Source organism: Bacterioplanes sanyensis (assembly GCF_002237535.1).
Taxonomy (GTDB): Bacteria; Pseudomonadota; Gammaproteobacteria; order Pseudomonadales; family Oceanobacteraceae; genus Bacterioplanes; species Bacterioplanes sanyensis_A.
Genome location: NZ_CP022530.1, coordinates 3,185,958 through 3,205,033 on the forward strand (window position 1 = coordinate 3,185,958; position 19,076 = coordinate 3,205,033).

Below are 19,076 nucleotides of genomic sequence, written 5' to 3' on the forward strand. Positions count from 1 at the left end.
CATTTTTGATTATTTTGACCTGCGACCTGCAACCGTCATGCTGCACATCGCTAAAAAAGCCGGGCGCCACGATCGGCGCCCATTTGCTACACGATTTATTGAGCCTGGCGGCGATAGTAAATCGCCCCGGCAATGGCCGCTGCTGACATCACAGTGCCAGCAACAATGCTGCCTGTGCCCGCAGTAAACAGGGTCAAGTTTTTCATGTCTTCAAACATCACCGTCGGAATACTGTGAACAATAAACTGCCAAACATGAGTGCTGGAAAACAGCCAGAACTCTGCAACAGCCAGCACCGCAGGGATTAAAAAGGCCCATAACATCGGCATTTTGGTTGCGCGTGATGACACCAGCAGCAACCAACAAGCCAGCGGCAAAGACATAAACCACAAGGTCGCCAACAAACTAATTTGCTCATACAGCACCTGCAATACCGAATAATCAGTGCCAATACGCAGGCCATCGCCAGCGACTTCTGAAATGGTCCATACCAACACCCACTGTGGAACCCAACTGGCGACCCAAAATACCAGACTGGTGCCTACCCAAGCGGACAGCAGTTTGGCGATGACCACTTGCCATTCAGGCACCGGCATGGATTGCCAGAACAATAGGCTGCGATCACGACGCTCCCGATATAAGGCGTCGAGCAAATACAAGGAGGCAACAAAAATCCACAACGCCAAAAAGGCCAAAAACAAACCGTGACTGACGCTGTTTAAAGAGAGTTTTTCGTCGACTTCTTCTTCAATGGAAAAAGACTCGCTTAGCAACTCTTCAGATAAACCCAAGTCACGTCCAGAGCGCTGCCAACGTTGATGAAAATCCCACACATCGTCATCTAACAGCGCATCGGGCACTTCGTCGATGGACAGCGGTTCCCCTTCGCCGTCGTCTTGACCGAGAATCCCCTCAACAATGTCGGACTCCTCGCCCACGGCAATCACCAAGGTACTGGGAAGTTCGTTTTGAAACAGCTCCCACTGGCTGGCAACAAAGGCGCTGGGCAACAACCCCAATACGGCGACGATCAGTGGAATCCACAAGTACTCAGCGCGGCGCTCCCACACTTCACGCTGAACTAAAACCGGCATCATTTTTCGTACTCCTGTTGCATCAAGGCGACAAACACATCGCTCAAACTGGCCAACCCAACGTCTCCCAGCGCTTGCAACTGTGACTCATCACAGTTTTGCATTAACAAACGCGACGCCCCTAACAAGGTTTGCTCAGATACCGGATTGAGTGCGCGTGCGGCTTCTAACTGTGCTGGTTTGACGGTCAGCTGGCGGAAGTTGTCCTGCAAGTCTTCTATTGATGACTGCAATACCAACTCGCCACGGCGCACAAACGCGGCGTGTGTCAGAATGTCTTCGATTTCATCGACCTGGTGGGTGGTGATGATGATGGTCCGCTCTTGGTCGTAATAATCTTCCAGCAGCCGTTGATAAAACTGGCGTCGATAGAGAATATCCAGCCCCAACGTTGGCTCATCCAACACCAGCAGCTGAGCATCAATCGCCATCACCAGTGCCAGGTGCACCTGGGTCACCATGCCTTTACTTAATTGGCCGATTTTTTTATTCATCGGCACGTCAGTGGTGTCCAACAATGAGCGCGCGCGCTCAGGATCAAAACGCGGATGCACACCCTGCATATAGGTCAGCAATTTTTCTACTGAAATCCAGCGTGGCAAAATGGCAGTATCTGGAATGTACGCCAGCTGCTGCAGCATTTTTTCTCGTTGCTGCCACGGCGATTGTCCGAGCACGGACAGCTCTCCATCGGCCTCGGTTAGCCCCAACAAACAACGCAACAAGGTGGTTTTACCAGCGCCATTCGGGCCGATTAAACCGACAATTTGTCCAGCTTCGATGGTCAAATCGATGCCATTGAGTACAGAACTTTTACCGAAGGATTTACGCAACTGCGTCGCTTGCACGAGTGCGTTCATGATTTACCGTCCTTAAATGCGTTAATCGCACTAATGACAATGTCCGGATCAATATTCAGCTGCGACATGCGCTCTAATAATGCGGGCAGCTCTTGCTCCAGAAATTGGCTTGCTTGTTGTTGTTGCAATGTTTGCTGTGCGCCAGTAGCGACAAACATGCCCAACCCTCTTCTTTTTTCCACCAGCCCTTGTGCGACCAACTCTTGATAGGCCTTACTGACGGTTAAGTGGTTGATTTGATACTCACTGGCCAGACCGCGCACGGAGGGGATCGACTCCCCCTCAGGCAATGAACCGTCCAGAATCAGATTCATAATGCGGGTTTCGATCTGGCGATAAATGGGCTCTTTATCGTTCCATTCACTCACGAGTCGTTATCCTCGCCGGCGGCGCGTACGTCGCCCGACCCAAACTGGTTCAGATCCACACTGGCTGGCGATCCGCCATACACAATATCGCCGCTGCCCATGACACTGGCGTTCAAGCGCTCATTGACGGTAATTTCGATGTCACTAGAGCCCAGCAAGCTGATGTTGGCACTGACCACGTGCAGCGGCATCGCCTCGACATCGCCATTGCCCAGCAAACTGATGTCCGCACTGTCAGCAGAGCTTTGGTCGACAATGGTAATATCGCCGTTACCGGCGCTGTTAATATTTAAGTCTTGGGTATCCAAGCGGCCAATACTGATATCGGACGAGCCCATCGACGCCAGCGCAATTCGACTGACCGCCAACGAAATCACTTCAAGATCGCCGCTGCCCTGCAACGCCACACTGATTTTTTCCGCCACTAAGTTGCCGATATAAGCATCGCCACTGCCGCTATTGTTGTAGGTGAGGTTATTCAAAGTCATATCGCCGACATATAAGTTGCCGGAGCCTTGTGCCTCTAGTACTGAAATGGAGGGCAGTTCAATTTTCACTTTAACGCTGTCGCGGTCGACCATGTTGAGCCAGCGTTCATCGGCCTTCCAACCGACATACAAACGCTTGCCTTTCTGTCGTAAAACTAGGTTGTCGCGTAACAGTGGCGGTGTTTTCACCCAGATTTTGTAGTCTTCACCTTGCTGAACCTCAACGGTGATGGGTGCCTGCAATACGATGTGATCGAACTCGCCACTGACATCGGCTGCGTAAATTATGCGGTCATCGGCAAATACGGAACTTGCCACCGCCAGCACCAATAAAACCAACCACTTCATGTACCACTCCTTAAAAAGACGGTGAATGCACATCGCTGCACATTCACCGAAGCTAACTCGCTTAAATAACGTCGCTTTAAAAAGTCCCACTCAATCACACTGCCGTCTTGCTATCGCCCTGCACTCATTCATTCGATTAAACGATGGGTGCCACGCTGATGCCCATAGCCAGAAGTAACACTGCGCCAAATGCTAACTCGATCATAATTTTCATCATTCTATCCTCCAGACCGCTCCGGGTCATCTACTGATTAGGTGTTGTCGTGCACCGGTGATATACACAACTATAACACCGCTTCACTAAATCACCAGCACAAGATGGAAAATTTTTGCCACAAGGAGCCCTTGGTGGCCGTCCAAACAGCCGGAAACCCCGATGGATACTGACCTGAGGCTGGTTTCCTAAAAGTTGAAGAAATTGAAATCTTTACATTCAGATAACGGTATAATTGATATTAGAGGTGTTATAGCTGACCTATAACACCTCTAATATCACCACCATTTGACGCTTTTTCGCCCTGGTGTATCGCTCAGCTATAACACCTAGCTATCACACCCAGCTGTCCAATTAGGGGAAGCTGGCACATATCAAAGGCGCGATCGGACTCATTTCGCTAACGCGCCAGTGACGTTGAGCAATCAGGTGACGGCAAGGTCATTGGCAAGATTTGAGCAAGACCTAGCTACTCACATGAAGCAAGATGCTGATAGCACTGAAGATCGGTTTCGGAACTGAGTGGGACAGTCGTTTCGTGCATACACGCATTACCCTCTTCCCTCTTCCTCCCAGTAAATTCACGCCAATGTCAGAGTATTCGCCGTTCGTGCGTAGAGTGAGCAGAAATGCAACGTAAGTTGATTGGTACAGTTCGTAGCACGAGCGATTGTTTAGGCGGTGACGGCATCGCTTAGACACTCGAGCCCCGTATCCATTGAGCTTTTTTGCCCACCAACAGTTTGCCTAGAACAAATACAGATCGCGCTCGTTAAACCATAGCGCTCTAGACCTAAGCACTTTGATTCGATCGCACAGCTTTTAAATAGCACGGGTTCCCGCAAGCATGACTGACCGGCCTTATACGGGAGACAGAACAGGACTCACTCCATCGGCGAGTTACGAGGGGAAAAACTAAAAGCCAAGCTCAGTAGCAGTAGCTCATTGGGCCAGCGCCACTCTGTGGTAGGCTGCCCTTTTGCACGACAAGAACATCGGACACATGAAGCAATCGGCAACCCAGCGCCCACCCTCTCCATTGATTGATCATATGGATCACATCGGCAATCCGCTGAATTACACGCGCGCCATGGTGCAGGCGCTACCCACTCTGCAATCATTACCTGGCAGTAGTGATGATTTTCTTCACTCTCTGACTTTTTTGCTCAGCTACAACGGCAGCAGCGCTACCTTCAACAGTTATCGCCGCGAGGTTGAGCGGCTGCTGCAATGGACCTGGTTTGTTGAGCAAACAACGCTGCCGCAATTACGCCGCCAGCAATTGGAAGAATACGTACATTTCTGTCAGTCGCCGCCACCGGCGTGGATCGGTCAAAAGCAGGTGGCACGGTTTAAAGTGCATCAAGGGCAGCGAGTAGCCAACGGCGACTGGCGCCCCTTTGTGACCCAAGCGGATAAAATTACTGGCGAGCATCCCAGTCAATTCGCGTTGTCACAAAAAAGTCTGCAGAGCATATTTTCTGTGCTATCGACCTACTTCAATTACCTGTTGCAAGAAGACTATTTGGAAATCAACCCGATTAGCTTGATCCGCCAAAAGAGCAAGTTCATTCAACGCCACGCTTACAAAGAGCCGATTCGGCGCATTTCCAATCTGCAGTGGGACTATGTGCTGGAAACCGTGGAGCAATTGGCCGAGCAAAACCCAACCGAGCACGAGCGTTCTTTGTTTGTCATGCACTGTCTTTACGGCATGTATTTGCGCATATCCGAGTTGGTTGCCGATGAGCGCTCTACCCCCACCATGGGAGACTTCCATGCCGATTTAGACGGCAACTGGTGGCTGCGCGTGATCGGTAAAGGCAACAAGGCCCGATTAATCACCGTCTCTGATGACATGCTGGCGTCGCTTAAACGCTATCGCTTGCACCTGGGGCTGCCGGCCCTACCTCACGCTGGCGAGCAGACACCATTGGTCACTAAGCTGCGCGGTCGCGGGCCCGTCACCAGCACACGGCAGATACGCAATTTGGTTCAGCACTGCTTCGATAGTGCTTATCAGCGCATGGCAGCCGGGGGATTGCAACAGGACGCCAACGAGTTGCGAGTCGCTACCGTGCATTGGCTGCGGCATACCGGTATTTCAGAGGACGTGCGTGTGCGACCGAAAGAGCACGTTAAAGAAGACGCAGGGCATGCCAGCATGGCCACCACCGATCGCTATATCGATACCGAACTGCGCGAACGCCACGCCAGTGCGCGTCACAAGCGCCTGCGCCCTGATTACGACTAACTACGACGAAAAGACACAAAAAAGGGCCTGACGGCCCTTTTTATTCTCAACTCTGCACACGCATTAGTGCATGTATTGACCGCCGTTAGCAGAGATGTTGGCACCGGTAATAAAGCCAGCGTTGTCCGCTGCCAAGAACGACACCACGCGTGCGATTTCACCCGGCTCACCAAAGCGCTTGACCGGAATGGCCTCACGGATTTGTTCTCGGATTTCCTCCGGCACATCCATGATCATGCTGGTGGCAATGTAACCAGGAGAGACGGTATTCACCGTGATGCCCTTACTGGCGACTTCTTGCGCCACCGCTTTGGTGAAGCCGTACATACCCGCCTTGGCCGCAGAGTAGTTAGCCTGGCCAAACTGACCTTTTTCACCGTTGATGGAAGAGATGTTAACGATGCGCCCCCACTTTTTCTCCAGCATGTCGTTGATCACCAAGCGCGTCAGGTAAAACACCGACGTCAGGTTGGTTTCAATCACGTCATGCCACTGCTCCGGCGACATGCGCTTGAGCGTGGTGTCACGGGTGATGCCACCGTTGTTCACCAGCACATCAATGCTGCCAAAGTCTTTGCGAATACCATCAATACAGGCTTGGCACGACTCCCAATCGCGAATATTGCCGAATGCGACCGACACATCTAAGCCCTGAGCGCGCATTTCTTCTTGCCAAGCATTTGCTTTTTCGTGCTTTCCGCCGTGGTAGTACCCTGCAATGACCTTGTAGCCATCCTCGGCCAGCTGCTTACAGATTTCGCTACCAATACCGCCAGTACCGCCAGTCACGAATGCAATACGTTTAGTCATGCTCTACTCCTTCAGTGCTACATCAGAAAAGAAAAAACACACCGGCCAAGCTATCGCATGTTAGACAAAAGCCAGTGCGATCAGTTGTTCGACAACGCCTGTTGTGCAGACGCAGTGATAGAGTCAACCGTACGCATGACACTAATATGAAGGTGACGGCTTGCCTAACCAACAGTCGCATCAGACAGCACTAAATCATTAGTGCACCCGTTAAAGGCCGCTTTGTTCATTTTCGTTAGGTAACTGACAGGCGGCAGGCACGGCGGGGGCATGTGATCAACGAGACGAGGCTGCTATAATCCCGCGCCCAATTTGCCCGACCAGACCACCGCCATGAATTTCGTCGTTAAACTGTTTCCTGAAATCACCATCAAGTCACGCTCTGTACGCAAGCAGATGACGAAAATTCTGCGAGCCAACCTACGCAATCAGTTTAAGCGCCACAACATCTCCGCCGATGTGCAAAATCGCTGGGATAGCCTGGTGGTGGTAGTGAATGAAAAGCATCACGACGATGAGTCGGTACGTCGCCACTGCATTCGTATTCTGACCCACACACCGGGTATTGGCAGTGCCCTGGAAGTTACCGAACACCCGTTCGAAGGATTACCCAACGCGTTTGAACTGATTCGTGATGCCTACCGAGAGGCCGTTGCTGGCAAGTCCTTTTGCGTTCGTATCAAACGCGCCGGGCAGCACGATTTCACCAGCCATCAGGCGGAAATCTACATCGGCGGTGGCATATTAAAAGAGACCGATGCCCGCGAAGTGTCACTGAAGAACCCAGAGGTGGTGGTGCGCGCTGAGATTCGCAATCAAACATTGCAGATCGTCGGTCACGACATGCGCGGTTTGGGTGGTTTCCCACTTGGCAGCCAGGGTGATGTGCTGTCGTTGATATCCGGTGGTTTCGACTCCACGGTTTCGAGTTACCTGATGAACCGCCGTGGTCTGAAGACCCACTTCCTGTTCTTCAACCTGGGCGGCAGTGCTCATGAGATCGGTGTGAAACAAGTGGCACACTACTTGTGGAGCAGCTATGGCGAGAGCCATCGAGTGAAGTTCGTCACCGTGCCGTTTGAAGACGTGGTCGGCGAAATCCTCAAGAACGTGGAAACCAGCCAAATGGGCGTGGTACTGAAACGCATGATGTTACGTGCAGCCTCTGAAGTGGCCTACAAGCTGCGAGTGCCAGCTCTGGTCACCGGCGAAGCCGTTGCCCAAGTCGCTAGCCAAACCATCACCAACCTGGCAGTGATCGACAAAGCCTGCGACCACATGGTGCTCAGACCATTGGCTGCGATGGACAAACAAGAAATCATCGATATTTCACGACGCATTGGCGCCGAGACGTTTGCTGCCAACATGCCAGAATACTGCGGCGTAATCTCCGTCAACCCTACCACCGTCGGCGACCGCCGCTTGGTAGAAGAAGCTGAGCAAGCCTTTGATATGGAAGTCCTCACCCAGGCACTCAAATCAGCCAGAGTTCAGCGCATTGATGAGGTATTGGATGGCAGCGACAGCGGCTTAGATAACCTGGAGCTGGTCAGCACCCCCACTCTGAATGACGTCATCATCGATATTCGCCATCCGCATGAAGTGGCCGATGCGCCGCTGCAGCTGACTAACAATGAGGTCATGACCATCCCGTTTTACGACCTTGATGGGCAGGCGGCCAACTTGAATCACAGTGGCCGCTATTTGCTCTATTGCCAGCAAGGCACCATGAGCAAGATCCACGCTCACCACCTGAATCAGCAATTTCCGGATAAGTACGCGGTATTGCTCGACAGCCACTGAGCCAAGCTTAGGGGCCTTTGCGGCCCCGTCATTTACTTCAGCAGCTCATCGTAGCGTCCAGAGTCTTTCAGTGCTTGAATGCCCTTATTAAAGACATCGGCCAATTGACGACCACGATCGTTTTTCACAAACAGCATGAACATGTCACCCGAAGACAGCGCCTTAGGGTGTTGCTTAATCATCGCCGCCTGATCGGCAGGCAAGTTGTTCTTCACCAAATACTTGCCAACGTTTAGCCCAATAGGAAAGGCATCAATGCGCCCTGCCGCCAGTTTCTTCAAGTTGGTGAGATCGTCTTTAGCTTTGTCCAACTCAACGCCCTCTCCTTCGAGAATGTCGACGTGCGAATATCCAATGCTGCCACCCAGCTTATATTGCTTGAGATCAGCGAAGCTGGCCCAATCAAAATTGGTATCAGCCCGATAGAAAAACACCTCGTTCTCCTGCAACAAGGCTTTTTCGGCAATCATCATCTCTTGTGCACGCTCCTCGTTGGAATACCAAGGGAATGTGCCGTCAACGTTACCTGCCTTGGCATTTTCGTATGCACGCTTCCACGGCATAAATTTGAAGTCCACCGTCATTCCTTGGGTGGCAAAGGCTTCCTGCACAATATTTTGCGAGATTTTCCCTTCCGGGTCCTTAGACGAGGTAAAGGGTTCCCAGTCGCCAATGGCCAACGTCACGGTGTCTGCCAAGGCAGCGGACGCCAGCAACCAAACAACTGCAGCTACAACTAGTCTCATGCGTATGTCCTCCATAGAGTGGTTCTTTTAGCGTAGCTGGATTTGGCGCCAGCATTGGGAAGCACGTGGCAGGCTGGTATCATCGGCACAACCTTCAGCAACAGACATCACCATGGCACGAGTAATCAGCTTCAATATCAATGGCATTCGCGCTCGCCAGCATCAGCTGGAAGCCCTGCGCGACCAGTACGACGCCGACATCATTGGCCTACAGGAAACCAAAGTACACGACGAACAGTTCCCCCTGGCAGACGTTGAGTCGTTGGGGTATCACATTGAGTACTTTGGCCAAAAAAGCCACTACGGCGTCGCCCTGCTTTCCAAAACCAAGCCCGTATTTGTGCAAAAGGGCTGGCCTTGGGACGATGAAGACGCGCAAAAGCGCATCATTCATGCTCGCTACGACATCGACGGCGACACCATTGACGTGATCAATGGCTACTTCCCGCAAGGTGAAAGCCGCGACCATGAGGTTAAATTTCCGGCCAAACGCCAGTTCTACGCCGATCTAATGCGCTATTTAGATGAGCACTTTACGCCCGAGTCCAAGTTGGTGCTGATGGGCGATATGAACATTTCACCGCAAGACATCGACATCGGCATTGGTGAACCCAACCGCAAGCGCTGGTTGAAAACCGGTAAATGCAGTTTCTTGCCGGAAGAGCGTGAATGGTATGAGCGCTTAATGGCTTGGGGCTTCAGCGACAGCTACCGCCAGCTAAACCCGGACAGCAACGAGCTGTTCAGTTGGTTTGATTACCGCTCCAAAGGCTTTAACGACGAACCTAAGCGCGGCCTACGCATCGACCATATTCTGCTGACCGCACCACTGGCACAAAATTGCCGTGATGCTGGCATTGGCTACGATATTCGCGCGATGGAAAAGCCCTCCGACCATGCACCGATTTGGGCGGATTTTTAGGCTGACAAGCACCTTTAGCTAGCACTGGGATCAGAGCATCAGCTCCGATCCCTGGAATGGCTGTCCCGCTATAGCTTTCTTGTTGTTGCAAAGTCGATTTCAAATGGCTCGCATGGCGTTCCTTGGTGAAAACACATTTGCCACACACCCTCAGTTAGCTTCCAAATTGAATTGCGCTGAGAGTAGGAAATCGATTTATCACCGGGTCTTTGTATTGTCGCTTTGTAGATCAACTGAGCTACGTTGCTGCTAAGAACTCTTAACTCATGGTCTTGCTGTGTAAATACCGGAGAAACCTCACTCGGAATACGACTTAGTGCATGTGATTTATCGTAGGGCACCCCTGTGCTCGGTATCTCCAGAAAATCATCGGCCAATATCCTGTCAAGCTCATCTCGAGAGGCGCGAACTTCAGGTTTTAAACAATATAGTTCTAGCTCTATCAACGTTTCTTTAAGTGTTTTCAACTTCAATCCCTTGTTGGTTAAAAGCGCCGTCGTTTACCCGCAACTGTCCCATAGTTGTGTCTGCATGCGAGTCTATTAGAGCTCTCAGTGGTTAATAGCTTGTTCAACACCATCCACGATATCCCTGAGTTCCATTGTAAACACCCCGGCTTTACCAGCATCAAATGCTTCTTTCCACGTTTTATAGCCACCTAGATAATCAGGGTTCTCGGGCTTGGTGCCCAGCAATCTAGTAACGCTTTTATCTAGCGCCTCCTTTGAAACTGGAGAATGAGGTAACTCTTTTGAAAAACCGCCACTAATCATGGGATTCTTAACTTTCACATTGAAAAAACTTATATGGAATATTTTGCCAAGCTTTTCATGGGATTCTATTTTATTGATTAGTACGTAGGCCCCTTCATCTTGATCTCTCGCATCATAAGCCCAATACTGCCCTTCCTTATACACTTCAGACATTGCAACTCCAGAAAATAGCAATAGTAAAACTGAGAGAATCGAGTTCACATTTCGATTCAACCGCAAAAAATTACTATTATGCAAATCTGATCTCCTAACGCAAAAAACTAGGTGATCATCATACAATAAATCGGCTATCTCTCCACACTTCCAACATTTAATAAACCGAGTAAGTTGGTGCATCCTTTACGGCTATCTTTGGGTCACTCGGCCACATAACGCTGCCAGCACGCGCGCCTTTGTAGTGGAGGCGAAGCCGCAACGAAAAAGGCGTGATCTTGCCCCGATAAAACGGACACGTTCATTTTCATGCTGCTATTCGCTCGTATTCCATCGGTGAACAGTAACCGATTCCTGAGTGCAGCCGTTTCCGGTTGTAGTAATTGTTGATGTATCTCGCCAAAGCATACTTCAAATCTTCAGCTGAATCGAACGTCGTATTGCGAATCAACTCAGCCTTCATTGAATGAAAAAATGATTCCATATGTGCGTTGTCTGTACACTTGCCTGGCCTGCTCAGGCTATGCACGATTCCCAACTTTCGAAGCTCTCTCTGGTATTCCGACCCTCGATATTCGACTCCGCGATCTGTGTGCAGCATGAGACCTTTGGTTGCACCGCGTTTGCGTATCGCATTCGTTAATGTTCTGCGAGTCACTTCGGTCGTTCTTTTGCTATCAAGGCTCCAGCCAACCACTCGGCGTGAATAGAGATCCATGATAACCGACAGGTAATGCCACTGATTTTTCACTTTCAAGTAGGTCACATCAGCCACCCAGACCTGATTCTTCTTGTCTGGAACTGCGCCATCAGAGCGAAGATTCTCTCCTGATGCCAAAAAGCGCCTAAGTCCTGGCGCTCGATACGTTACCTGAGTTACCCGAGCGATTAATCCCATCTCCTGCATCAGTCGCGCCACGCGCTTCCTGCTGACCTGATAGCCCTGCTTTAACAGGGCCTGCCAGACCCTTGGGCTTCCGTATCGGCCTTCGTTCTCATCCGAGATACTCCGTATGAGAATCTTTAACTCCATGTCTGACCGCTTGCGTTCAGAGGGTTCTCGATCACGCCAGGAGTAATAACCACTACGAGATACTCCGAGCCATTCACAGGTGCGCTTAACACCTAGCTTTGGTCCGAACTTCTCGATGAATCGATATCTTGCTGATGTTCCTCCGCAAGAAACCGTTGCCACTTTTTTAGCAGATCAAGCTCCTGCTTCAGTTTCTTATTCTCTGCCTCAAGCTTTTTAACCTTTGAGATTTCCTTCTCTTGCTTGCGGGTAGCTTCGGTTAACTTTTTGCGTTTATCTGCCACGATCTTGCCTTCACGGTATTCTTTTCGCCATCGTGACAGCATAAACGGATGGATGTCGAGTGTATTGGCAACGTCCTGGACCTGAATCCCTTCAATAAGACTTAGCTGAACGGCTTTTACTTTAAACTCATTTGAATACTGCCAGGTCTTTCTTGGCTGAGTATATTTTGGCATTGGACACCTCGTCAGTTTGACTTTGGTGTCCGTTTTATCGGGGCAAGATCAGCGTCGCAGTACCTGGCCTTGTTAGGCCAAGCTCCAGATTACCGGTTGAAATTGATAACTTTTTCGTTTTCTTTTCCGTTCCGGCTAATTATAACCGCCAGAACGTCTTCTTTATTTTTAGGGCATACTCTATGGTGTAAGTTGCATAGACTCGATTTAATACTGATTAATTCTTGCCACTGGTCTGGACGGGAATGCTGTACTTGCGTATAGCCACTGGGGTCGCCTGATGGCAGGTATTTGAGAACAGCCGCGATTCGAAATTTTCGCCCAAGTGTCCAAAACGTAGGGCTTATGTGAGGACTGGTATTCTTTATCGATCGATAAATGGCTCTTAAAATGCTGATAGCGGTATAACCTAGCGAGCCGAGAATTGCGGTGCCCACGACAGGATGCTGCTCCAACCAAGCAATTGCCTTGACGATGTCTGTAGTAATGGCCATTCACAGTCCTTCTATTATGAGCCTAACATCTATAGACACCCCTCATTGTGCAAGCAAAAAATCAGTCTTTGGTGTAGTGCAGCCATCTATTCGGATTCTGTCTGACCCTTCGGTCACATCCTGGATGAACTCCGCCAATCTGGCTCTTATCAGCTTATCGTTCTCGAAGAACGTAGTTAGGTACAGAGTGCCCAGATTGTGGTTCTACCTTTTTGACATCATTCCTTACTCACGCAACTACCGTGGTGCCTTCAAATCTGATGTATTTCTGTTCTCTGCTGAGCACAGCCCAAGCAGTTCTCGCCAGTTTGTTTGCCAATGCAACGATCACAACATTACGGTGCCGACGTTTCATCAAGCTTTCTAGCCATTCTACCGGAGCATTATTCCTGTTCATATGTCGAATTACAGCTCTGGCCCCATGAATCAGCATTTTTCGGATGTAGGCGTCGCCTTTTTTACTCATGCCTTGTAGATTCTGCTTGCCACCGCTTGAGTGCTGCCTTGGTACCAGGCCGAGCCAGGCAGAAAACTCTCTGCCGGATCTGAACTCTCTAGCATTCCCCACGCTGGCTACAATGGCAGACGCCGCTAAACGTCCCACCCCAAGAATTTCTATCAAGCGTTTACAGCGATCATCCAATTTATTCTGGGCATTGATTTCTTCGTCAACAAAAGCAAGCTCGGTTTCAACATGATTCAGTCGATCCAGCATCCTCATAACCAGGCGCTTAAGCACATCAGGCAATTTTTTGTTCGAAATCACCATAGGAATTTGACAACTCGCTGATTATGCTCAGGTACGGACAGATCGATATGTCTATGACCCACCAGGTACAGTGAAGTGCCTTGTATGAACAGCATCTCTTTACATTGAGTCTCTAGCCGCTTCTTAGCTGATTGCTCTAGGTTTTCCGCGCCTTAGCAGGTCGCCTGAGTTGGCAATGGCTGTGCCCGCAGGGGCTGCCCGGATGGCAGCACCAGCCAACATCCTGCCGGGATGCAGGCTGTTGGCGTTGCGGCGACCACAGCATTGGCTACGAAGGAATCACGGCCTGCGCAGCGCAAAGCAGGGAGTTCGCCAGCCCGGCGTGAGGGATAAGATCCCTCAAGGAGGGCATAGGGCTTTGCGGGAAAGAAAACGCAGATAAGGGGTCAGAGCTTAAGCTCTGACCCCTTTCGTAAGTAGACATAAAGCAATGAAGCTTTGTTACCAAAAGCGAGTTTCAAAAGTATCACCTAATTTAGGACACCACTATTTTGCCCCTGCAAAACTCCCCGGTGCCATGCCGTACTCTTCCATGCTGTCGATATAGTCCAGCCATTGACGCGCAGTTCCGGCCGATTGCGGCAGTTTCAATGCCTGGCGGAAAAAGGCTCTAGCCTCTGCGCCCATACCGGCCTGAAACGCACTGCCGCCAGCCAGCAACAATAATTGCGCGCGGCTTTTATCACTGAGTTCTTTATTCAGCGCGGCGTTGGCATTGTCGATCACCGCTTGATGGTCGCCGTCTTGCATGGCCAATTGCGCGGCGCGATACAGCAGCTCGCCGCTGTCTTTGGCTTTGATGCCCGGCGTCTTACTGGCCTGCTGCAACGCCTGAATGGCCTGCTGCCGTTCGCGCCCCTGCTGCCAGGCGGTGGCTAATAAACGCCAATTGCGCTCTGTTTGCTCAATCACACCGGATTGAATGCCTTGTGCCAGAATGCGCCCAGCACGTTCGGGCAAACCTTGGTTGATTTGCAACTGCACTAATAACAGAAAGCTTTGTGTTTGTTTTAAATAGCCGCCCGCGTAAGCGGTTTCTAGTACAGTCAGTGCTTTTGCAGCTTGGTTTTGCTGCTGATAAATACCGGCTTGTTGTTGCCAATAGCTCTCTTTTTCTGGCGCAAGGCCAATCAACATATCCAATGAGCGCAAGGCATTTTGCCACTGGTTTTCGCGGTATTGCGCCACCATCAACATGCGCCACCAGTTCTCTTGCGGACCTTTGCCAAGCACTTGGCGGCGCTCAATCGCACGCTCCACCCACTTGATAGACGGTGCGTAGTTTTCTTGCAGTTGATACGCGGTGGCTAGAGTAATCATCGCCATCGGCTGCACAAACTGCGCGGTTTTACCGGTCTTTTTCTGCTCCGCTTGCTCAGCCTCCAGTAACTTCGGCAGACGTTTTTCTAACATTTGCTGAGCGTTTTGCGGTTGTTGCTCCGCCAAATAGAGCTGCGCCACATTGGTGGCCATGCCGGATTGTTGCGCCGGCGCAAAGGCATTTTGGGCTAACGCGTTTTCAAAATCGGCGATCGCTTTGACATTATCTTCCCGCGCCAGCCAATACTGACCGGACAACTGCAACGCCAGTGCTTTGCCAAAGCCGGGCTGCAAATCTTCCAATAACTCATCCAGCTCTTCGCGCGCTTCGGACCAGTTTTCTTCTGCCAGCAAAGTTTGAATGTCGTTTAGGTTTTCATAGGTCGCGGGCGACAACGTTGATGCCTGCACCGACATCGTGAACCACGCTAACAGCCAAACACCACACCAGCGCAACATCAGCTGTCCCCTAACTTAAATTCGATGGTTTGCGTTGCCGTTTGTGCCACCGGTTTGTTGTCGACCATTTTCGGCTTAAATTTGTAGCGATACAGCGCCATCACCGCCTCCCGTTCAAACACACCCGGCGGTTTGGAGTCGACCACTTCGACATCATCGACGGTACCTTCTGGCGTAATGGATAACCGCGCGGTCACATAGCCTTCTTGGCGGGCGCGCAACGCACGGCGCGGGTATTGCGGCTGCACCTTGACCAGCGGTAAGACTTCGCTGTCGCCCATCCCCATGCCGACAACGGCATCGCCTAAAAACGATTGATTGCTAACACTGAGGTCGGCGGCAACATCAGGAAATTCGATCTGCAACGATTGTACCTGAGTGCTTTGCTGCGCCACGGCGGTATTCGGCAAGGTCGGTTGCTGCGGTTTCGGCGGCTCTTTGCGGCGACGTTCTTTAACTTGTGTTTCGCTGTTTTCTTTTAACCGCACAAAATCGACCACGGCGCGATCTTTGGCCGACGGCGGCGCATCTGCAGGTCCAGACACCATGGCGTGCATGGCATAAAACAGCATCAAAGTAACGAGGACCGCCACACCGCCAGACAGCAACAATCGCATCAGTCCGTCGCCTCTGCGGAAATAGAAATGTCTTCAACACCGGCGAGGCGAATTTGGTCCATCACTTTCACAAGGAGGCCCGTCGAAGAATGCTCATCGGCTTGAATGATGACCGCACCCTCTGGGTTCTCCGCCTTCATGCGCTCGATGTTAGGCCGCACTGAGCGTACATCGATGGCGCGGCGGTCGATCCAAATTTCACCATTGGCGCGAATAGCCACCAGAATATTGCTGCCTTTTTTCTCTTCCGCCGTTTGTGCACTAGGGCGCGAGACGGTGACGCCGCTTTCTTTCACAAACGACGTTGTCACGATAAAAAAGATCAACATGATAAATACGATGTCGAGCATCGGAGTGATGTCGATATCGCTGGCATCGGTGTCGCCACCGGTATGTCGACGAGCCATAATTTAGTCCGTAACCAATAAATCGGTGAGCTGTTGCACGCCGCGCTCACTTAAGCGCTGAAAACGTGCGCGAAAATACAAACCCGTCAGCGCCACCACCAAACCCGCCATGGTGGGGATCGTCGCTTGCGATATGCCAGAGGCCATGGCGCGGGCATTGCCCGTCCCCGTTACCGCCAGCACATCAAACACACTGACCATGCCGGTAACTGTGCCCAGCAAGCCGAGCAACGGGCAAATCGCGATCAGGGTCGCTATGGCCGACAGATAAGTCTGCGAGCGCTGGCGTTGGCGGCTGATGATGGCGGCGCGGATTTTACGCGCCGTCCAGCTATCAAAATTGCTGCGCTGTCGCCATTGCTCGGCCAAGCGTCGATTACTGCGCGGCAAATCTAGGTAGAAAAACCACAGACGTTCGAGAATCAGACTCCATAACAGCAAGCAGGCCGCCAAGATGCCGTACAGCACTGGCCCGCCCTGATTAAAGAAGTCCAGCAACCACTGCATTAGCCGCGCCCCTGACGTTCCAGCACCTCGGCCATCAGACCGGCGGATTGCTCGTCCAACACTTGAATCAAGCGCTTACTGCGTGACGCCACCCAGTTGTGAGCCAGCAGCAGCGGAATGGCAACAATCAGACCCAGCACAGTGGTAATCAAGGCTTGCGAAATGCCCGCCGCCATCAATTTAGGGTCGCCGGTGCCAAAGTTGGTGATCGCTTGGAAAGTGGCAATCATGCCGGTCACCGTACCCAGCAGACCCAGCAGCGGCGCAATGCCCGCAAACAGTTTGATGATCGACTGGCCCCGTTCCAGCGCTGGCAGTTCACGCAATACCGCTTCGTCCATGCGTGCTTCCAGCACTTCGCTGTCGATGTTGTGGGGCAAGTTTTGATGCACGGTGAGAATACGACCGAGCGGATTGTCCTCACTGGGTTGATCCGGCTGCTTCTGTTGTCGCGCTAGCTTGCTGCCAACACTCAGCAATACCAGCAGACGCCAGCCAGCTAATAGCAAGCCAATAATGCCCAGTGCAATAATAATGTAACCGACTTCCGCACCCTGCTCGATGCGCTCGGCCAAATCTGGTGAATCCAGCGTCATGGTCAATAAGGCGCCGCGACTCGGGTCCAGCGCCAACGGCGCAACAGCCGCGCTGCTGGCCAGGTAGCTTGCAGCTTGCTCGGCAACCGCAGGCTGGCGAACCAGTTCGCGCAGCTGTTGCAGCTCGCTGTCGTAGGCCAAGTAGCCATCGGAGGTCAGCGCATTAAAGGTTCCGATGCGCACCACATCACGCGCCACTGGCTTGCCATCGACACCGATGACTTCGGCATTAAAGGCGCTGATCTGGCCGTTGATGGTCATTTCCTGCAGCAAGGTATGCCACAGGTTTTGCAACTGCTGTAAATCTGGCAACTCTTTGGCTTCCGCCAAGATAGCCAAATCGGCCCGGCGCTCTGGCACTTCCACCTTGGTGAGACTGTCGTCGAGCACGGTTTGCAAGTCGTTGGCAACCTGGCGCACAACACCAAACATTTCACCTAAATTGCCGACCTGCATGCGCAGCGCTTCTTCTTTTTCGGTGAGTGCTATTTCGTTGTCGTCAAAGGCTTGCTTTAACTCGTTGGCACGCTGGCGCTCAGCGGCCAGTTTGGCCTGGGCCTGTTGCAACAACCGCTGCTGTTCAGCCAAATCGCTGCGAAACGCTGCTTGGCGGGCTTTATCCAGCTGCGCTTCGTTGCTCTGGTAATCGACGGTTTGCTGCAGCAATTGCTGCAAACGCGCTTCATCCGCGTGGGCAAAGGCACCCAAAAACATAGCCGCAATGGCGATAAACATAGCCTTCATCAGACGCCTCCTTGCAGCGTAAACAATGGCAAGGTGAGCAGCTGCGGAGCAGCAGTCTGGCGTGCGACCTTCAATGCCTGATTCAAATCACGCACATAGCCGGCGTCCAAAGGCTGCCAGCTGTCCTGCTTACGCGACCACAGCCAAGCTTGCTGGCCGTCGTTAGCGATGCGGTACAGGGCGACACGGCCAATGCGCAAAAACTCATAGCTGACGCCATCATCGCTGGCGCGATAGGCTTCAATATTACGACCGTAATCCACCTCGATCTGGTAGGCCTCTAGCACCCGGCGGAACTTCTCCGACACCGTCACATCGGCGCGCGTCATCATGTCACGCAGCAGCGCCACGCGGGTCGCACGTTCATTGGGCAGAAACGGCGTGTCCAGCTCAACAAAGGTTTCCAATGAATCGAGCATGCGCGTCATCAGCGGCAAAATACCGCGCTCGGTCCGTTCAATTTCATTGATTTGGCGGTCGAGCGATGCCAACTCTTGCTGCTGGTTGTCGACGATTTGCTGCATTTGGCGGTTGTAGAGTGCCAGCTGCTCGGCTTCAGCGATGGCCTGGCGATATTGCTGCAGCAGCTCACGGGTTTGGTCATCGAGCTGATCGATGCGGCGCTGGCTTTGCTGACCACTGCGCTCACTTTGAGCAACGGTGTTCTTTGCCTCACGCACGCTGTCGGCGGCAGGCTCTGCCTGCGCAGCCGCTGCCAACGCTATCAGCGCGGGAGCGACGAGTAACGATGCCTTCATAATAAGGATCATTCCTGACGGTTGATGAGTGGCAGCCATTCTACGCACTCTGTATGAATCTTGACTGAACTGCTGGACAGT

Annotated in this window: 20 protein-coding genes; 3 read left to right on the plus strand and 17 right to left on the minus strand. The window is 51.9% G+C overall.

What is annotated here, in order from left to right:
• Positions 1-95: 95 nt before the first annotated feature.
• Genes CHH28_RS14730 through CHH28_RS14745 form a run of 4 tightly spaced genes read right to left on the minus strand, consistent with a single transcriptional unit; the run spans position 96 to position 3,158 of the window.
• A complete protein-coding gene (locus CHH28_RS14730) occupies positions 96-1,097 on the minus strand; it encodes a hypothetical protein (RefSeq protein ID WP_094061027.1) in 1,002 nt (333 codons plus the stop codon).
• Positions 1,094-1,954, minus strand: a complete 861-nt coding sequence (locus CHH28_RS14735; protein WP_094061028.1) for an ABC transporter ATP-binding protein — start codon at positions 1,952-1,954, stop codon at positions 1,094-1,096. Before CHH28_RS14735 ends, CHH28_RS14730 begins: the two co-directional genes overlap by 4 nt.
• Complete coding sequence (locus CHH28_RS14740; RefSeq protein ID WP_233243630.1) at positions 1,951-2,322, minus strand: GntR family transcriptional regulator; 372 nt, start codon at positions 2,320-2,322, stop codon at positions 1,951-1,953. The genes CHH28_RS14735 and CHH28_RS14740 overlap by 4 nt, the downstream gene beginning before the upstream one ends.
• On the minus strand, positions 2,319-3,158 hold the full coding sequence (locus CHH28_RS14745) for a GIN domain-containing protein (protein ID WP_157729937.1): 840 nt from the start codon (positions 3,156-3,158) through the stop codon (positions 2,319-2,321). Before CHH28_RS14745 ends, CHH28_RS14740 begins: the two co-directional genes overlap by 4 nt.
• A gap of 1,217 nt (positions 3,159-4,375) precedes the next feature.
• Here CHH28_RS14745 and CHH28_RS14750 point away from each other — a divergent pair.
• A complete protein-coding gene (locus CHH28_RS14750) occupies positions 4,376-5,626 on the plus strand; it encodes a tyrosine-type recombinase/integrase (RefSeq protein WP_199243918.1) in 1,251 nt (416 codons plus the stop codon).
• 63 nt (positions 5,627-5,689) lie between these two features.
• On the opposite strand, the gene phbB is transcribed toward CHH28_RS14750, so the two are convergent.
• Complete coding sequence (gene phbB / locus CHH28_RS14755; protein ID WP_094061030.1) at positions 5,690-6,436, minus strand: acetoacetyl-CoA reductase; 747 nt, start codon at positions 6,434-6,436, stop codon at positions 5,690-5,692.
• Between the two features lie 333 nt (positions 6,437-6,769).
• Here phbB and thiI point away from each other — a divergent pair, with 333 nt between their 5' ends.
• Positions 6,770-8,239, plus strand: a complete 1,470-nt coding sequence (gene thiI / locus CHH28_RS14760; protein ID WP_094061031.1) for a tRNA uracil 4-sulfurtransferase ThiI — start codon at positions 6,770-6,772, stop codon at positions 8,237-8,239.
• A gap of 32 nt (positions 8,240-8,271) precedes the next feature.
• Here thiI and CHH28_RS14765 read toward each other — a convergent pair whose 3' ends face one another.
• Positions 8,272-8,985, minus strand: coding sequence for a substrate-binding periplasmic protein (locus CHH28_RS14765; RefSeq protein ID WP_157729938.1), 714 nt, complete (start codon positions 8,983-8,985; stop codon positions 8,272-8,274).
• Between the two features lie 112 nt (positions 8,986-9,097).
• On the opposite strand from CHH28_RS14765, the gene xthA reads away from it, so the two are divergent.
• Positions 9,098-9,907, plus strand: coding sequence for an exodeoxyribonuclease III (gene xthA, locus CHH28_RS14770; RefSeq protein WP_094061033.1), 810 nt, complete (start codon positions 9,098-9,100; stop codon positions 9,905-9,907).
• Between the two features lie 68 nt (positions 9,908-9,975).
• Here xthA and CHH28_RS14775 read toward each other — a convergent pair whose 3' ends face one another.
• From CHH28_RS14775 to CHH28_RS14825, 11 genes are all read right to left on the minus strand, one after another.
• On the minus strand, positions 9,976-10,374 hold the full coding sequence (locus CHH28_RS14775; protein ID WP_094062096.1) for a DUF4440 domain-containing protein: 399 nt from the start codon (positions 10,372-10,374) through the stop codon (positions 9,976-9,978).
• 84 nt (positions 10,375-10,458) lie between these two features.
• Positions 10,459-10,833 (minus strand): hypothetical protein, encoded by a 375-nt coding sequence (locus CHH28_RS14780; protein WP_199243919.1) that lies wholly within the window; start codon positions 10,831-10,833, stop codon positions 10,459-10,461.
• Positions 10,834-11,140: 307 nt separating this feature from the next.
• Positions 11,141-12,324 (minus strand): IS3 family transposase gene (locus tag CHH28_RS14785; protein ID WP_094061034.1). Its coding sequence is split into 2 segments (ribosomal slippage): positions 11,141-12,036 and positions 12,036-12,324, totalling 1,185 coding nucleotides; the frame shifts between segments, so codons are not numbered across the junction.
• 89 nt (positions 12,325-12,413) lie between these two features.
• Positions 12,414-12,818 (minus strand): hypothetical protein, encoded by a 405-nt coding sequence (locus tag CHH28_RS14790; protein ID WP_094061035.1) that lies wholly within the window; start codon positions 12,816-12,818, stop codon positions 12,414-12,416.
• 229 nt (positions 12,819-13,047) lie between these two features.
• Positions 13,048-13,587: an IS110 family transposase gene (locus CHH28_RS14795; RefSeq protein ID WP_094061036.1), complete on the minus strand. Its 540-nt coding sequence runs from the start codon at positions 13,585-13,587 to the stop codon at positions 13,048-13,050.
• 486 nt (positions 13,588-14,073) lie between these two features.
• Positions 14,074-15,366: a tetratricopeptide repeat protein gene (locus CHH28_RS14800; protein WP_094061037.1), complete on the minus strand. Its 1,293-nt coding sequence runs from the start codon at positions 15,364-15,366 to the stop codon at positions 14,074-14,076.
• The gene (locus tag CHH28_RS14805; protein WP_094061038.1) at positions 15,366-15,983 is read right to left on the minus strand and encodes an energy transducer TonB; all 618 of its coding nucleotides are present in this window, start codon (positions 15,981-15,983) and stop codon (positions 15,366-15,368) included. The genes CHH28_RS14800 and CHH28_RS14805 overlap by 1 nt, the downstream gene beginning before the upstream one ends.
• The gene (locus tag CHH28_RS14810; RefSeq protein ID WP_094061039.1) at positions 15,983-16,390 is read right to left on the minus strand and encodes an ExbD/TolR family protein; all 408 of its coding nucleotides are present in this window, start codon (positions 16,388-16,390) and stop codon (positions 15,983-15,985) included. The genes CHH28_RS14805 and CHH28_RS14810 overlap by 1 nt, the downstream gene beginning before the upstream one ends.
• A 3-nt stretch (positions 16,391-16,393) precedes the next feature.
• Complete coding sequence (locus tag CHH28_RS14815; RefSeq protein WP_094061040.1) at positions 16,394-16,897, minus strand: MotA/TolQ/ExbB proton channel family protein; 504 nt, start codon at positions 16,895-16,897, stop codon at positions 16,394-16,396.
• Complete coding sequence (locus CHH28_RS14820; protein WP_094061041.1) at positions 16,897-18,237, minus strand: MotA/TolQ/ExbB proton channel family protein; 1,341 nt, start codon at positions 18,235-18,237, stop codon at positions 16,897-16,899. Before CHH28_RS14820 ends, CHH28_RS14815 begins: the two co-directional genes overlap by 1 nt.
• Positions 18,237-18,995 (minus strand): DUF3450 domain-containing protein, encoded by a 759-nt coding sequence (locus CHH28_RS14825; RefSeq protein ID WP_157729940.1) that lies wholly within the window; start codon positions 18,993-18,995, stop codon positions 18,237-18,239. The genes CHH28_RS14820 and CHH28_RS14825 overlap by 1 nt, the downstream gene beginning before the upstream one ends.
• Positions 18,996-19,076 lie beyond the last annotated feature (81 nt).

What these genes read in the sequence shown, in the direction of transcription:
- CHH28_RS14730 (WP_094061027.1), bottom strand. Translation starts at nt 1,097, where the DNA reads ATGATGCCGGTTTTAGTTCAGCGTGAAGTGTGGGAGCGCCGCGCTGAG.
- CHH28_RS14735 (WP_094061028.1), bottom strand. Translation starts at nt 1,954, where the DNA reads ATGAACGCACTCGTGCAAGCGACGCAGTTGCGTAAATCCTTCGGTAAA.
- CHH28_RS14745 (WP_157729937.1), bottom strand. Translation starts at nt 3,158, where the DNA reads ATGAAGTGGTTGGTTTTATTGGTGCTGGCGGTGGCAAGTTCCGTATTT.
- CHH28_RS14750 (WP_199243918.1), top strand. Translation starts at nt 4,376, where the DNA reads ATGAAGCAATCGGCAACCCAGCGCCCACCCTCTCCATTGATTGATCAT.
- phbB (WP_094061030.1), bottom strand. Translation starts at nt 6,436, where the DNA reads ATGACTAAACGTATTGCATTCGTGACTGGCGGTACTGGCGGTATTGGT.
- thiI (WP_094061031.1), top strand. Translation starts at nt 6,770, where the DNA reads ATGAATTTCGTCGTTAAACTGTTTCCTGAAATCACCATCAAGTCACGC.
- CHH28_RS14765 (WP_157729938.1), bottom strand. Translation starts at nt 8,985, where the DNA reads ATGAGACTAGTTGTAGCTGCAGTTGTTTGGTTGCTGGCGTCCGCTGCC.
- xthA (WP_094061033.1), top strand. Translation starts at nt 9,098, where the DNA reads ATGGCACGAGTAATCAGCTTCAATATCAATGGCATTCGCGCTCGCCAG.
- CHH28_RS14780 (WP_199243919.1), bottom strand. Translation starts at nt 10,833, where the DNA reads ATGTCTGAAGTGTATAAGGAAGGGCAGTATTGGGCTTATGATGCGAGA.
- CHH28_RS14790 (WP_094061035.1), bottom strand. Translation starts at nt 12,818, where the DNA reads ATGGCCATTACTACAGACATCGTCAAGGCAATTGCTTGGTTGGAGCAG.
- CHH28_RS14795 (WP_094061036.1), bottom strand. Translation starts at nt 13,587, where the DNA reads ATGGTGATTTCGAACAAAAAATTGCCTGATGTGCTTAAGCGCCTGGTT.
- CHH28_RS14800 (WP_094061037.1), bottom strand. Translation starts at nt 15,366, where the DNA reads ATGTTGCGCTGGTGTGGTGTTTGGCTGTTAGCGTGGTTCACGATGTCG.
- CHH28_RS14805 (WP_094061038.1), bottom strand. Translation starts at nt 15,983, where the DNA reads ATGCGATTGTTGCTGTCTGGCGGTGTGGCGGTCCTCGTTACTTTGATG.
- CHH28_RS14810 (WP_094061039.1), bottom strand. Translation starts at nt 16,390, where the DNA reads ATGGCTCGTCGACATACCGGTGGCGACACCGATGCCAGCGATATCGAC.
- CHH28_RS14815 (WP_094061040.1), bottom strand. Translation starts at nt 16,897, where the DNA reads ATGCAGTGGTTGCTGGACTTCTTTAATCAGGGCGGGCCAGTGCTGTAC.
- CHH28_RS14820 (WP_094061041.1), bottom strand. Translation starts at nt 18,237, where the DNA reads ATGAAGGCTATGTTTATCGCCATTGCGGCTATGTTTTTGGGTGCCTTT.
- CHH28_RS14825 (WP_157729940.1), bottom strand. Translation starts at nt 18,995, where the DNA reads ATGAAGGCATCGTTACTCGTCGCTCCCGCGCTGATAGCGTTGGCAGCG.